11 protein-coding genes and 1 pseudogene are annotated in these 12,443 nt (G+C 63.6%); 6 read left to right on the top strand and 6 right to left on the bottom strand.

The genetic code is table 11. From position 1 onward, the window contains the following. Window positions 1-83: 83 nt before the first annotated feature. Window positions 84-1,394, bottom strand: a complete 1,311-nt coding sequence (gene urtA / locus FJ964_RS00415; RefSeq protein WP_140548221.1) for an urea ABC transporter substrate-binding protein — start codon at window positions 1,392-1,394, stop codon at window positions 84-86. Between the two features lie 312 nt (window positions 1,395-1,706). On the opposite strand from urtA, the gene FJ964_RS00410 reads away from it, so the two are divergent. Beyond that, window positions 1,707-2,105 carry a hypothetical protein gene (locus tag FJ964_RS00410; RefSeq protein ID WP_140548219.1) on the top strand — a complete coding sequence of 133 codons (399 nt, stop codon included), beginning with the start codon at window positions 1,707-1,709 and terminating at the stop codon, window positions 2,103-2,105. Window positions 2,106-2,154: 49 nt separating this feature from the next. On the opposite strand, the gene FJ964_RS00405 is transcribed toward FJ964_RS00410, so the two are convergent. The 3 genes and pseudogenes from FJ964_RS00405 to FJ964_RS00395 form a co-directional block, all read right to left on the bottom strand. Further along, window positions 2,155-2,877 (bottom strand): DeoD-type purine-nucleoside phosphorylase, encoded by a 723-nt coding sequence (locus FJ964_RS00405; RefSeq protein ID WP_140548217.1) that lies wholly within the window; start codon window positions 2,875-2,877, stop codon window positions 2,155-2,157. Between the two features lie 159 nt (window positions 2,878-3,036). Then, window positions 3,037-3,238 (bottom strand): annotated as a pseudogene (locus FJ964_RS00400) (transposase); the annotation flags it as partial. Window positions 3,239-3,322: 84 nt separating this feature from the next. Then, on the bottom strand, window positions 3,323-4,165 hold the full coding sequence (locus FJ964_RS00395; protein WP_140548215.1) for an oxidoreductase: 843 nt from the start codon (window positions 4,163-4,165) through the stop codon (window positions 3,323-3,325). A 50-nt stretch (window positions 4,166-4,215) separates the two neighbouring features. Here FJ964_RS00395 and FJ964_RS00390 point away from each other — a divergent pair, with 50 nt between their 5' ends. Then, entirely contained in the window at window positions 4,216-4,842 is a 627-nt protein-coding gene (locus tag FJ964_RS00390; RefSeq protein WP_140548213.1) for a TetR/AcrR family transcriptional regulator, read from the top strand. A gap of 55 nt (window positions 4,843-4,897) precedes the next feature. Here the strand turns inward: FJ964_RS00390 and FJ964_RS00385 are convergent, their stop codons facing one another. After that, window positions 4,898-7,474: a response regulator gene (locus FJ964_RS00385; protein WP_140548211.1), complete on the bottom strand. Its 2,577-nt coding sequence runs from the start codon at window positions 7,472-7,474 to the stop codon at window positions 4,898-4,900. Window positions 7,475-7,719: 245 nt separating this feature from the next. On the opposite strand from FJ964_RS00385, the gene FJ964_RS00380 reads away from it, so the two are divergent. Further along, window positions 7,720-8,457, top strand: a complete 738-nt coding sequence (locus FJ964_RS00380; protein ID WP_181172322.1) for a flagellar biosynthetic protein FliO — start codon at window positions 7,720-7,722, stop codon at window positions 8,455-8,457. A 132-nt stretch (window positions 8,458-8,589) separates the two neighbouring features. Here FJ964_RS00380 and dksA read toward each other — a convergent pair whose 3' ends face one another. Then, the gene (gene dksA / locus FJ964_RS00375) at window positions 8,590-9,006 is read right to left on the bottom strand and encodes an RNA polymerase-binding protein DksA (protein ID WP_140498888.1); all 417 of its coding nucleotides are present in this window, start codon (window positions 9,004-9,006) and stop codon (window positions 8,590-8,592) included. Window positions 9,007-9,277: 271 nt separating this feature from the next. On the opposite strand from dksA, the gene FJ964_RS00370 reads away from it, so the two are divergent. The 3 genes from FJ964_RS00370 (at window position 9,278) to FJ964_RS00360 (ending at window position 12,440) form a co-directional block, all read left to right on the top strand. Further along, window positions 9,278-9,781 (top strand): histidine phosphatase family protein, encoded by a 504-nt coding sequence (locus tag FJ964_RS00370; RefSeq protein WP_140548209.1) that lies wholly within the window; start codon window positions 9,278-9,280, stop codon window positions 9,779-9,781. 62 nt (window positions 9,782-9,843) lie between these two features. Continuing rightward, window positions 9,844-11,322 (top strand): YcjX family protein, encoded by a 1,479-nt coding sequence (locus FJ964_RS00365; protein ID WP_140548207.1) that lies wholly within the window; start codon window positions 9,844-9,846, stop codon window positions 11,320-11,322. Next, window positions 11,319-12,440, top strand: a complete 1,122-nt coding sequence (locus FJ964_RS00360) for a YcjF family protein (RefSeq protein WP_140548205.1) — start codon at window positions 11,319-11,321, stop codon at window positions 12,438-12,440. The genes FJ964_RS00365 and FJ964_RS00360 overlap by 4 nt, the downstream gene beginning before the upstream one ends. Window positions 12,441-12,443 lie beyond the last annotated feature (3 nt).

Raw genomic sequence — 12,443 nt, 5'->3', positions numbered from 1 at the left:
GACATGGACTTAACAGTCCAGACCGGGTCATGGACTTAAAACTCCAGACCGGGTCATGGACCTGAAGGTCCAGCCCGGGCGGATCAGTTTGTGCCCTTGCCGCCGCATTTGCCGGTGGCGACATTGAAGTTGCCGCAGGACAGAGGCGCCCGCCAATCGGAGATCAAGTCCTTGGAATCGGGCAGGTAATCCGACCACTCGTCGCCCATCACCAGCCCCGGCGTGCGCGAGACCGTCTCGAACTGGCCGTCTGCCTGGATTTCACCGATCAGCACCGGCTTGGTGATGTGATGGTTCGGCATCATCGTCGAATAGCCGCCGGTCAGGTTCGGCACCGAGACTCCGACCATGGCGTCGATCACCTTGTCTGGATCGGTGGTGCCGGCCTTCTCGACCGCCTTCACCCACATGTTGAAGCCGATATAGTGGGCCTCCATCGGGTCGTTGGTGGTGCGCTTGTCGTTCTTGATGAACTTGTGCCAGTCGGCGATGAACTTCTTGTTCTCGGGCGTGTCGACGCTCTCGAAATAGTTCCAGGCGGCGAGATGGCCGACCAGCGGCGCCGTGTCGAGACCGGCAAGCTCCTCCTCGCCGACAGAGAAGGCCATGACCGGGATGTCCTCGGCCTTGATGCCCTGGTTGCCCAGTTCCTTGTAGAACGGCACGTTGGCGTCGCCGTTGACGGTGGAGACGACGGCGGTCTTCTTGCCGGCCGAGCCGAACTTCTTGATCGCCGAGACTTCGGTCTGCCAGTCGGAGAAACCGAACGGCGTGTAGTTGACCATGATGTCTTCCGCCGCGACGCCCTTGGCCTTCAGATAGGCCTCGAGGATCTTGTTGGTGGTGCGGGGATAGACATAGTCGGTGCCTTCCAGCACCCAGCGCTTCACCGAGCCGCCGTCCTCGCTCATCAGATAGTCGACGGCCGGAATGGCCTGCTGGTTCGGCGCCGCGCCCGTATAGAACACGTTGCGCTCGCTCTCCTCGCCCTCATACTGGACGGGATAGAACAGGATGTTGTCGAGTTCCGAAAACACCGGCAGCACCGATTTGCGCGACACCGAGGTCCAGCAGCCGAACACCGCCGCGACCTTGTCCTTGGAGATCAGCTCGCGCGCCTTCTCGGCGAAGAGCGGCCAGTTGGACGCCGGATCGACGACGACCGCTTCGAGCTTCTTGCCGAGCAGGCCGCCCTTGGCGTTCTGCTCGTCGATGAGCATCAGCATGGCATCCTTCAGCGTCGTCTCCGAAATCGCCATCGTGCCGGACAGCGAATGGAGGATGCCGACCTTGATCGTGTCGTCGGCCGCCTTCGCGGGCGCCGACATCGACAGGCCGGCAGCGAACACCCCCGCCGAAAACATTTTTGTTATTGTCGAGAAATTACCCCTCATGCCTGACACTCCCTAGCTGATTGATTGCAACGCAACACTACGAAGCAACCCCCATGCCAATCGCCGGGGCGGTCTCGCGGAAGAAGTTAATGCTCAATTTTTTCAGTGGGTTGACATATCGTACTTAGAGAAATCGTGAGGGCCGGTTAAAAATTGGTTGAGAGAAATTTGCGCAGCGCACACGACTTTTGCCTAATTTTCGTCCAATTTTGTCAAATGCCTAGATTTTGATCTCCGGAAGCCGGCCGCACGCGACAATATTGCGGCACGGCACACAAATGGGGCAAGTTCGATCCTCAACCGAGCGACGTCATGGCATCCGGAATTTCACGCATCTCTACCGGCCTATTGTTTCTGGCGGCGGCGACCGGGGCGGCGCGAGCCGACTTCAGCGACGGCAAGATGCCCGACGGCATTTATCATTGCGAGGTCTACCTGCTCGGCATGTTCCTCAACCTCGGCGACATCACCATCAAGGGAAATGTCTATACCGGCCCAGTCACCTTCGGGACCGCCCAGCAGGGCTACAATTACCAGATGGACGCAAACGGGGTCATCTCCTGGCTGGGACCGCTCGGCGGCTACACCGCCGGCGGCAACTCGTTGTCGCTCACTCAGGCGACTCTGGATGGTCAGGGCCCGCCCTCATTCGACATCATCATGAGACAGCCCGACGGCGCCTTCACCGCCTCGACCTGCACGAAGGACTGAAATGTCCGTTCGGAATTGCACCAGGAATTGGAACGGCTCGGCGGGCCTGTCACGCACCGGGCCGCTCGGCGGCGGCGATTTCCAGCGCCAGCCGCGTCATGTCGGCAAAAAGATCCTGGCGCTCTGCATATTGGGTCTGTTCGCCGCTGTCGATATTGTCGACCACCGTGCAGATCGATAGCGCACGGGCGCCGAAATGCCTGGAGATCCGATAAAGCGCACTGGTCTCCATGTCCACGGCGAGCGCGCCGGCTGCCTGCGCATCGGCAAAACGGGCGCGTCCCTCCGGATGGTGGAAGACGTCGCTGCATGCCGTCAGCCCGGCACGATGGTCAATGCCGAGTTCGGCCGCCTTCGCCAATGCGCGAGCAAACAGCGTCGGGTCCGGCCCGGCAGCAGCGTCATAGAGGCCGAAAACCTGACCGCTTCGGGCGCTTTCGGGCCGCACCGATTGCGAGATGACGAGGCTGCGCAGTTTTACGTCAGCGGTCAGCCCGCCGCAGGTGCCGGTACGGATCAAAGTCCGCACGCCGTAGCCGTCAAGCAGCTCATGCGCATAGATCAGAAAGGAAGACCCGCCGATGCCTGTCGCCTGGATGCTGATCGGCTGACCACGAAACAGGCCAGTAAAGCCAAGGGCACCGCGCCGGCGGTTGATGCAGCGTGGGGCCTCCAGGAATGTCATGGCCATCCATTCGGCGCGCTGGGGGTCGCCCGGCAACAGCACAATGTCGGCGTAGTCACCCTTGCTGGCTTCGATGTGTGGCGTCAACAGCTCGTCCCTGCCGTTTCATCCACAATCATGGCCCTGTCGCAGTATTGCGCAAGAGGCATTCGGGAACGCTAATACACGGAAACTTCGTTTAAGGACGACAACATCACGAAAACAAAGAGTTAAAGCGGTCGGCGACTCCATCAAAGCTGAACTGTTCTAGGACTCATAAGCGCGGAGCCACAGCCGCATCGAGGCGATGCTGGACCATGGCGAGGAAGTTGGCGGCGAGTTTGTCGTAGCGGGTGGCGACACGCCGGAAGCGCTTCAGCTCAGAGAAGAACCGCTCGATCAGGTTGCGCTCGCGATAGAGCCGCTTGCTGAAGCAACGCTTCACTTGGTTGCTCTTCGGCGGGATGTTCGCCCGCCGGTCAGGCCGAGCCGCCCCAATGCAGGCTGATGAAGACGCGCGGCGCGTCTTCATCAGCCGACGCATTCGAAGCGCTCATGATACGAAGCCGGTTGAGCGCGAAAGCTCCTCCCACGCGCTGATTTCGTCCCGCATCGCGTCGAGCTTCTGGTCGACCAGCCCCAGCGCGTCGTCGCCCAGGAACAGCCGTACCGGGGGGTTCGCAGCATCGACCAGCACGAGCAACGCCTGCGCGGCCTTGGCCGGATTGCCCGGTTGGTTGCCGCTCTTGGCCTGTCGCGCGGCGCGCACCGGGTCCATGACCGGGTCATAGTCGGCAATGCAGCGCGGCGTGCGATCCATCGAGCGTCCTGCCCAATCCGTGCGGAATTGGCCCGGAGCGAGCGCCGTCACCCGAATTCCAAAGCCTGCCACTTCCTTGCCGAGCGCTTCGGAAATGCCTTCGAGCGCGAATTTGCTTCCGCAATAGAAGGTGATCCCGGGCATGGTGATGAAGCCGCCCATGGACGTGACGTTGATGATATGGCCGCAACGCCGCTCGCGCATGCCCGGCAGCACCGCCTTGATCATCGCGACCGGCCCGAAGACGTTGGCGGCGAACTGACGCTGGAGATCGTCCATGGAGGACTCCTCCAACACGCCCTCATGGCCGTAACCGGCGTTATTCACCAGCACGTCGATTGGACCCGCCTGCCGTTCGGCCGCGGCGACAGCCGTCGGGACCGTCTCGAAATCGGTCACGTCCAGCAAGAGCGGGTGGGCGCGATCGCGCGCGAGCCCGGCGAAGATCTCGGCGTCGGCCTCCCGCCGCACGGTGCCGATCACCCGATGGCCCGCTTCAAGCGCGCCTCTTGCAAATGCTCGCCCCAGCCCGGAACTTACACCGGTGATAAGGAATGTCTTAGGGGTGGAAGTCATGATTCAACTCCAGGCTATGATTGAAACTATATCATGATATAGATAGCAGCATGACACCGAACAAGACCAAGGTCGCTCCGACCGCCACGCGGGGTGAGCCGCTTCGCCAGCGTGTGATCGATGCGGCGGAGCGACTGCTCCGACAGGGTAAGGCCGATTTCTCGATGCGCGACCTCGCTACCGAAGCCGGAGTCAGTTTCGCGACGCCGTTCAATCAGTTCGGGAGCAAGGCCGCGATCATGCACGCCCTTTCGCGGCGGCGGATCGATACGATGGCCCAGCGCTTTGCCGGGATGTCACCGCCTGCCGATGCCGCCGGCCGCGTGCTGTTGGCCATCGATACGGCGGTCGAGGTGATGCTGGAGGAGCCGGAGATAAACCGGGCCGTGATGGGGTGGATCGGCACGGCCGGCCCGTCCCCCGGAAAGGTCCTGGCGCACTCCGCAACCTTGTGGTCGCTGGCCCTTGGAGCGGGCGAAGGCTTGGTCGCGGCCAGCAGGCAGGAGGCGCTGCGCAGCTTGCCGGAGCAGCTCGCATTTGCCTTTCGTGGGGTTCTATCGTTCTGGACCGCCGGCGAACTGCCGGATGAGGCGCTTGCCTCGAAGGCGCGAGAGATCGCAAAAACCTTGCTGCTCGGATTTGCTGAACGGCCGCTATTCGGCGATTCCGCCTCCTAAGCTGCCCTCAGGGGAACCACCAATCTCGGCTATTCCCAACTTATGGGTTCACGGCCTAAGACTCCAGCATGTCCTTGACGATCGTCGCCAACTGCTTGAGCGAAAACGGTTTCGGCAGGAATCCGAAATGCGCGTCCGCCGGCAGGTTCCTGGCGAAAGCATCCTCGGCATAGCCGGACACGAAGACGAATTTGATGTCCGGCTGGCGCTTGCGCAGCTCGCCGAGCAGCGTCGGCCCGTCCATCTCCGGCATGACCACATCCGAAACCACGATGTCGACCTTGCCGCCGAGCGCTTCGAACACTTCCAGCGCCTCGACCCCGGAGGACGCCTCGTGCACGGTATAGCCGCGCGAGGTCAGTGCCCGCATGCCGCCCATGCGCACCGCATCCTCGTCCTCGACCAGCAGCACAGTGGCCGACCCCGACAAATCCTTGCCTGTCTCGGCCGACTTGGCAGGCGCCGCTGCCGGTGCCTCCCCGGATTCGTCTGCCTTCTTCGCCTCGGCGATGTGGCGCGGCAGGAAAATGCGGAAGACCGAACCCTTGCCGACCTCGGAATCGCAGAAGATAAAGCCGCCGGTCTGCTTGATGATGCCGTAGACCATGGACAGGCCAAGGCCGGTGCCCTTGCCGACCTCCTTGGTGGTGAAGAACGGTTCGAATATCTTCTTCAGCACGTCGGGCGCGATGCCGCTGCCGGTGTCCTCGACCTCGGCCACCACATAGTCTGCCGGAGTGAGTTCGCGGTAGGGGAAGGTCTTGCACTCCTCGGCGGTCACATTGCGGGTGCGCACCGTGAGGTCGCCGCCCGCCGGCATTGCATCGCGCGCGTTGACCGCCAGGTTGACCACCACCTGCTCGAACTGGCCGATATCGACCTTGACCGGCCAAAGATCGCGACCGTGGTCGATCTTCAGCTTGATGTCGTTGCCGACCAGACGGGCGAGCAACATCCTGAGATCGGCGAGCACGTCGGTGAGGTTCAGCACTTCCGGCCGCAGCGTCTGCTTGCGCGAAAACGCCAGCAACTGCCGCACCAGCGAGGCTGCCCGGTTGGCATTCTGCTTGATGTTCATGATGTCGGGGAAGGATGGGTCCGACGGCCGATGGTTGGTCAGAAGCAGGTCGGACGCCATGATGATGGCGGTCAGCACATTGTTGAAGTCGTGCGCGATGCCGCCGGCAAGCTGGCCGACCGCCTGCATCTTCTGGCTTTGCGCCATCTGCCCTTCGAGCGCCTTCTGCTCCGTCGTCTCGACGGCGTAGACGATGGCCGACTCCTCGGCCCCCTCGCCGCCTGTGCCGTCGGCGACCGCATTGACGTAAAAACGGATGTGGCGCTCCTCGTTGCCGGGCAGGAGCGTGTCGATCGGCTCGATATCGGCCTGCCGCTGCCTTGCCTTTTCGAAGGCCCCGGCAAAGGCCGGGCGGTCACGTTCGTGGATGACCGTGTCGAGCCGCATGCGGCGGTCGACGGCGTCCCGGTCGACGACCGATGAAAACAGCGAAAGGAACGGCGCATTGGTGCGCAGGATGCGCCCGCTGGCGTCGACGCCGGCGATTGCCATCGGCGTCGAATTGAAGAAGCGGGTAAAGCGCACTTCCGAGGCGCGCAGGTCCGCCGAGGCGTCCTCGCCTTGCGTGCGGTTGAGCACGATAGTGCGCGTCGGACCGTTGAGGCCTTCGCGGCTGGCTGAAACGCGATGCATGAAGCGCACCGGCAGCGCCTCGCCCGTCATCGTCGTGAGGTCGAGATCGATGACCGCGTTGCGCGTCGTACCGGGGTCGGCCTTGACCGAGCGCACCAGCGCCATGCCGTCGCCGGCGACGATCTCCGGCAGCGAGACGGCGCCGGGCGTGAAGCTGGCAAGGTCGATACCCAGCCATTCGGCGAGCGTGGCGTTGATGTAGGTGACGCGGCCTTCCTGGTCGGCGGAAAAGAAGCCGGCGGGCGCGTGGTCGAGATGATCGATCGCCTTCTGCAGGTCCAGGAAGAAACGCTCCTGCTCGGCGCGTTCCTGCGAAATATCGGCAAGTTGCCAGGCGAGCATCGGCAGCCGCTGGCCCGGCACGCTGAAGGTGCGGGCGCGGGCGCGATACCAGCGCGCGCCGGGCTCAGCGCCGGGCTTGATCGACTGCGCGAGCCGGAACTCGCCGTCGCCCGGCTGGCCGTCACGCAGGCCGGAGGCCAGTCGGTAGATGGTGACCGAAGCTTCCGGAACATCCGAAAGCAGCCCTTCGACCGTCTTCAGGTCGGCCGCGGAAGAGGCTCCGGTCATATCGGCATAGGCGCGGTTGGCATAGACCACGCGGCCCTTGGTGTCCGTGACCAGAAGGCCCTGCGACATCGAATCGACGAATGCCTTCGACAGTTCGTCGCCCGTCGAGCGCGGCGTGATCTGCACGAAGCCGATTGCCGTGGCGAACAGGAAGCCGACGCCGATCATCGCCAGCACGCCGAGCATCCCCAGCAGGAAAGGGTCGCCGAGCCGCTCGCGGAACAGGCCGAAAACGATCGCGGCACCCGTCAGGACGGCAATGAAGATGACGAGCCGGGTGACGGCGCCGGGCCGCGTGTTCTGATCGACGATCGGTACCGGATAGAAATCGCCGCGCGCTTCCTTGGCCATGTGCCCCCTGCTCTTGAAGTCCGGTGTTCCGATACTCGCCGCAAATATGTGCCGACGCCCGCCCCTGTCGGGTTGAATCATATTCTCCTGGTCGCGAAAAGGCCCGCGCCGCAAATGTCAGATAAAAATGATGTCGGCCGGCCCTCCTGTGTTTCAAGCTGTTCATGAAGCGTGAAAGGCAACTTGCGGTAGCCTGCCGCAACGGTCTAGTGTCGCGTCACTTCCAAACCGATCAGGGGGAACCAATGCTGCAATGGCTGGATAGCGTAGCGGGCCCCGGCTATGTAGCGGCACTGCTGTGGACCTTCGCGGCGCTGGTCCTGCTGGTCATCGTCCTCATCATCGTCAAACTCGTTCGCAACCTGACCTTCGGCACCTTTGTCGCGGGCGGACGGAACCGCAAGACGCGGCTTGCGGTCATGGACGCCACCGCCGTCGACAGCCATCGCCGCCTGGTGCTGGTGCGCCGCGACGACATCGAGCATCTGCTTTTGATCGGCGGCCCGACCGATGTCGTCGTCGAGCGTGACATCCGCCTTTCTGCGCCACGCCGTCCCGCGCTGACCGGAGATGGCGGCTCGCAGCAGCCTGTCGCGGTGGCAAAGCCGCGTCCGCCTCAGCCCACCCCGGCGCCGGCGAGACAGGCACCTGCTCCGCAGCCGGTGAACGCAACGCCGCCCGCCCGTCAGCGCGCTCCGGAGCCGCCGAAGCCGGCTGCTGCGCAGGGCTATCAGCCGACCAATGTCATGCCGCTGCCTTCCTACGGCTCCGCAAACGTCAATGCCGTCCGGCATGCCCCGCCTCCGGCTTCACCACCGCCGGGGCAGGAAAGCATCGACGAAACGCTGATGAAGGAACTCGAGGTTTCGCTCGACCAGCCCCGCTCGAGCAGCCCGGCGAATAAGCCGGTGGCAAAAACACCACCGTCGCTCGACGATGAGATGACCAGGCTTCTGGGCGAACTCTCCAGCCAGAAAAGATGAGCAGCACTTGCGCCCGGTCCGAAAAACCGATCGGGGTTTGAGCGCATCACCCGGGTCTGAAAAAGAAATGGCCGGAAAACCGGCCATTTCGACAGCGATATCGCTGAAATCTTCTTGAATGCAGACCGCAGGCTAGTCGTCGCGATAGACCTTCTCGCGGCGCTCGTGCCGCTCCTGCGCTTCGATCGACAAGGTTGCGATCGGGCGAGCATCCAGCCGCTTCAGCGCGATCGGCTCGCCGGTCTCCTCGCAATAGCCGTAAGTGCCTTCCTCGATGCGCTGTAAGGCCGAATCGATCTTTGCGATGAGTTTCCGCTGGCGGTCGCGCGCCCGGAGTTCGATGGCGCGGTCGGTTTCCGAAGAGGCACGGTCGGCTAGATCGGGATGGTTGGCGTTTTCCTGCTGCAGGATTTCGAGAGTTTCGCGCGCTTCGCGCAATATGTCATTCTTCCAGGTGACGAGCTTTGAGCGGAAGTAGGATTTCTGCCGCTCGTTCATGAACGGCTCGTCTTCGGAGGGTACGTAATCGGCGGTAACGGCATCGTTCATTCGACTCACCCAAACAGCCCCAAATTTGGCGCCTATATATTCGCGGTCAAACGCCTGCACAAGCGCAATCGATTACCGATTCACGCAATTGTTAATCTGCCTCGATGAGCGCGATTGGGGTGATTCGGGCTGGTCTTATGCACTGAATCCTTCGAACTCGCGGCCGCCGGCTGATGATTCGTCATGTCCGAAAAACGACTGCCATTGTGCGCCGCGCCGTTCTTGTGGCTAATCACGGCACGGTTCGGGCTGTTGGCACGGTGGAGGTTGGGTGAGCAGGCTTTATCTGTTGAGGCACGCCAAGGCCGGATGGGCGCTGCCCGGCATGCGTGATTTCGATCGCCCGCTCGACGCGTCCGGCCGCGCCGATGCCGAGGCGATGGGCATCGCCATGCGGTCGCGCGCCTATGTACCCGATCTGACGCTTTGCTCCACAGCCCGGCGCGCGAAGGAGACGCTGGACGGTGTGGCCGGTCGGGCCGACACCGGCCGGGTTCTGTTCGTCGACGCGCTCTATGGCGAGGACGCAGCCGCATACCTCAGCCTCATCCGGGACAATGGTGGGGTGGGTTCGATGCTGCTCGTGGGCCACAATCCGATGATGGAGGATCTCGCCATGGCGGTGTCCGGCGATGGCGAGGAAAGCGCCCGCGCCATGCTCAATCATGGTTTCCCGACCTCGGGCTTGGCGGTCGTGCGCTTCAGCGGCGACCTTGCCGCGGCCGCCCAAGGTGCCGGCTATCTCGAGGCATTCCTGACGCCGGCCGACCTCTGACGCCATTCCAAACCACCACGGCAACGCCTATATCGGACCTGTCGCAGCCTCGAGAGACCATTTTGGCATCATCGCTGACCACTTTCACCGACGAGGCGAGAATTGCCCTCGACACGCTTTCGGGCCGCGCCAGCGGGCTTTTTTCGCCGTCGCTGCGGCTGGGCGTCACGGGCCTTTCCAGGGCGGGCAAGACGGTTTTCATCTCGGCCCTGGTTCACAACCTTATTCACGGCGGGCGCCTGCCGCTGTTCGAGGCGCAGAAATCCGGGCGCATCGCCCGCGCTTTCCTCGAAGAGCAGCCCGACGACGCGGTGCCGCGATTTCAGTACGAGGACCATATCGCCGCCTTGGTGAACGACCGCGTCTGGCCCGATTCGACACGCGCCATCTCCGAATTGCGGCTGACCATCGAATATGAATCGGCTTCCGGCTGGAACAGGATGTTTTCCTCCGGAAAACTGTCGGTCGACATCGTCGACTATCCCGGCGAATGGCTGCTCGACCTGCCGCTGCTCGGCAAATCCTTCGCCGATTTTTCGCGCGAAGCCTTTGAAATGGCTGCGTTGCCGGTACGCGAGGACCTGTCCCGGGCCTGGCGGGCGCTATCGGCCGAGATCGACCCGAACGCCGATGCCGAAGAGATGACGGCGCGCCGCCTGGCCGAGGATTTCGCCGCCTATCTCAAAGCCTGCAAGCTCGACGAGCGGGCGCTTTCGACCTTGCCGCCGGGCCGTTTCCTGATGCCTGGCGATCTCGAAGGCTCGCCCGCATTGACCTTCGCGCCTCTGGCCGGCCTGGGCGACAAGCGCCCGCGCAGCGGCTCGCTGCACGCCATGATGGAAAGGCGCTACGAGGCCTACAAGACCCATGTCGTCAAACCCTTCTTCCGCGAACACATCACCCGGCTCGACCGCCAGATCGTGCTGATCGACGCCATGCAGGCGCTGAACGCCGGCCCCGGAGCCATGGCCGACCTGGAGCGCGCGGTGACCGAGATCCTGGCCTGTTTCCGTCCTGGACGCGGCAGCTTCCTCACCGATCTTTTCTCGCGGCGCATCGATCGTATCCTGATCGCCGCCACCAAGGCCGATCACCTGCATCACGACAGCCATGACCGCTTGCAGGCGATCGTGCGGCGGCTGGCGGACCGCGCCGTGGCGCGGGCGAATTTCACCGGCGCCGGCGTCGACGTCGTCGCCATGGCGGCGGTGCGCGCAACACGGGAAGGCACCGTCAAACAGGGCCGCGAGACATTGCCGGTCATCATCGGCACACCGCTCGCGGGCGAGACGATCAATGGCGACACCTTTGACGGGAAAGCTGAAACAGCCATATTTCCCGGTGACTTACCGGAGAAAATTGATGCCGTCTTCGAAGCTCCCGAGGGAGCTCACAGGCAGGACAATACCGACCCGGCGATCCGCTTCGTGCGTTTTCGCCCGCCAAAACTCGAGCGCACGTCCGAGGGCGTCACGCTGTCACTGCCGCATATCCGGCTCGACCGTGCCTTGCAGTTCCTGATCGGAGACCATCTGGCATGACCGCGCCCCGCAAGCCGGCGGCATTCCGCATCGAACCGGAGGCCACATCGCAGCAGGACGCGGCGCAGACACGCCGTGCCCAGGCCGGGGCGCCGGAGGCGCGCCGTGTCCAGACCGACACACAGCGCAAGCTCCGCGCGGTGAAGAGCGATGTCGCGCTGGTCATCCCGTCGGAGATCGACGTGTTCGACGAGCCGGACATCGTTGCCGCCGAACCGCCGCCGGCAGTCGCTCGCAGGAAACGTTCATTGCTTGGCTCCATCTTCTTCGGCGCGTTCGGGGTGCTGGTTTCGCTGGCCGTCGGCCTGTGGACCGATCGGCTCATTCGCGATCTGTTCGCGCGCGCCGAGTGGCTGGGTTGGCTGGCCGCCGGGATGGCGGCCATCGCCCTGCTGGCGCTGGTGGTGATCCTGATTCGCGAGTTCCTGGCGATCGCCCGGCTTGCCGAGGTCGAAAAGCTGCAGAAGCGTGCGCTCGATGCGATTGCGCGCGACGATCCCAAGGCGGCGCGATTGGTGGTCGACGAACTGTCGGCGTTCGTCGCAGCCAAACCCGAAACGGCTGCCGGCAGGCGCGCGCTGGCCGATCTGCGCGACGAGATCATTGATGGCGCCAATCTGGTGCGTCTCGCTGAAGCGGAGATCCTGGGTCCTCTCGACGCCAGGGCCAAGATCATGATCCTGGAAGCCGCCAAACGCGTGTCGCTGGTGACGGCCGTCAGTCCCCGTGCCCTCGTGGACGTGGCCTATGTCGTGTTCGAGGCCGGGCGCCTCATCCGGCGCCTTTCGGAACTCTATGGCGGGCGGCCCGGAACGCTGGGTTTCTTTCGCTTGGCGCGCAGCGTGCTGGCGCATCTGGCGGTCACCGGTTCGATCGCCGTCGGCGACAGTTTCGTCCAGCAGATCGTCGGCCACGGCCTGGCCGCGCGCCTCTCGGCCAAGCTCGGCGAAGGCGTCGTCAACGGCATGATGACGGCACGCATCGGCATCGCCGCGATGGAGACGGCGCGCCCCCTGCCCTTCAGTGCGGCAAAACGGCCGGGACTGGGCGATTTCCTCTCCGCGCTGACATCGTTCGCAAGCAGGAAGGAAAGCGAGAACACCCCTCCTGGCAAGTGAACG

Origin of the sequence: Mesorhizobium sp. B2-3-2 (genome assembly GCF_006442295.1) — a bacterium.
Lineage (GTDB): Bacteria > Pseudomonadota > Alphaproteobacteria > Rhizobiales > Rhizobiaceae > Mesorhizobium.
This window is presented reverse-complemented; position numbering and strand designations above follow the sequence as displayed.

Coding starts and splice junctions, on each gene's coding strand:
- urtA (WP_140548221.1), bottom strand. CDS start 1,394: ATGAGGGGTAATTTCTCGACAATAACAAAAATGTTTTCGGCGGGGGTG.
- FJ964_RS00410 (WP_140548219.1), top strand. CDS start 1,707: ATGGCATCCGGAATTTCACGCATCTCTACCGGCCTATTGTTTCTGGCG.
- FJ964_RS00395 (WP_140548215.1), bottom strand. CDS start 4,165: ATGACTTCCACCCCTAAGACATTCCTTATCACCGGTGTAAGTTCCGGG.
- FJ964_RS00390 (WP_140548213.1), top strand. CDS start 4,216: ATGACACCGAACAAGACCAAGGTCGCTCCGACCGCCACGCGGGGTGAG.
- FJ964_RS00385 (WP_140548211.1), bottom strand. CDS start 7,474: ATGGCCAAGGAAGCGCGCGGCGATTTCTATCCGGTACCGATCGTCGAT.
- FJ964_RS00380 (WP_181172322.1), top strand. CDS start 7,720: ATGCTGCAATGGCTGGATAGCGTAGCGGGCCCCGGCTATGTAGCGGCA.
- dksA (WP_140498888.1), bottom strand. CDS start 9,006: ATGAACGATGCCGTTACCGCCGATTACGTACCCTCCGAAGACGAGCCG.
- FJ964_RS00360 (WP_140548205.1), top strand. CDS start 11,319: ATGACCGCGCCCCGCAAGCCGGCGGCATTCCGCATCGAACCGGAGGCC.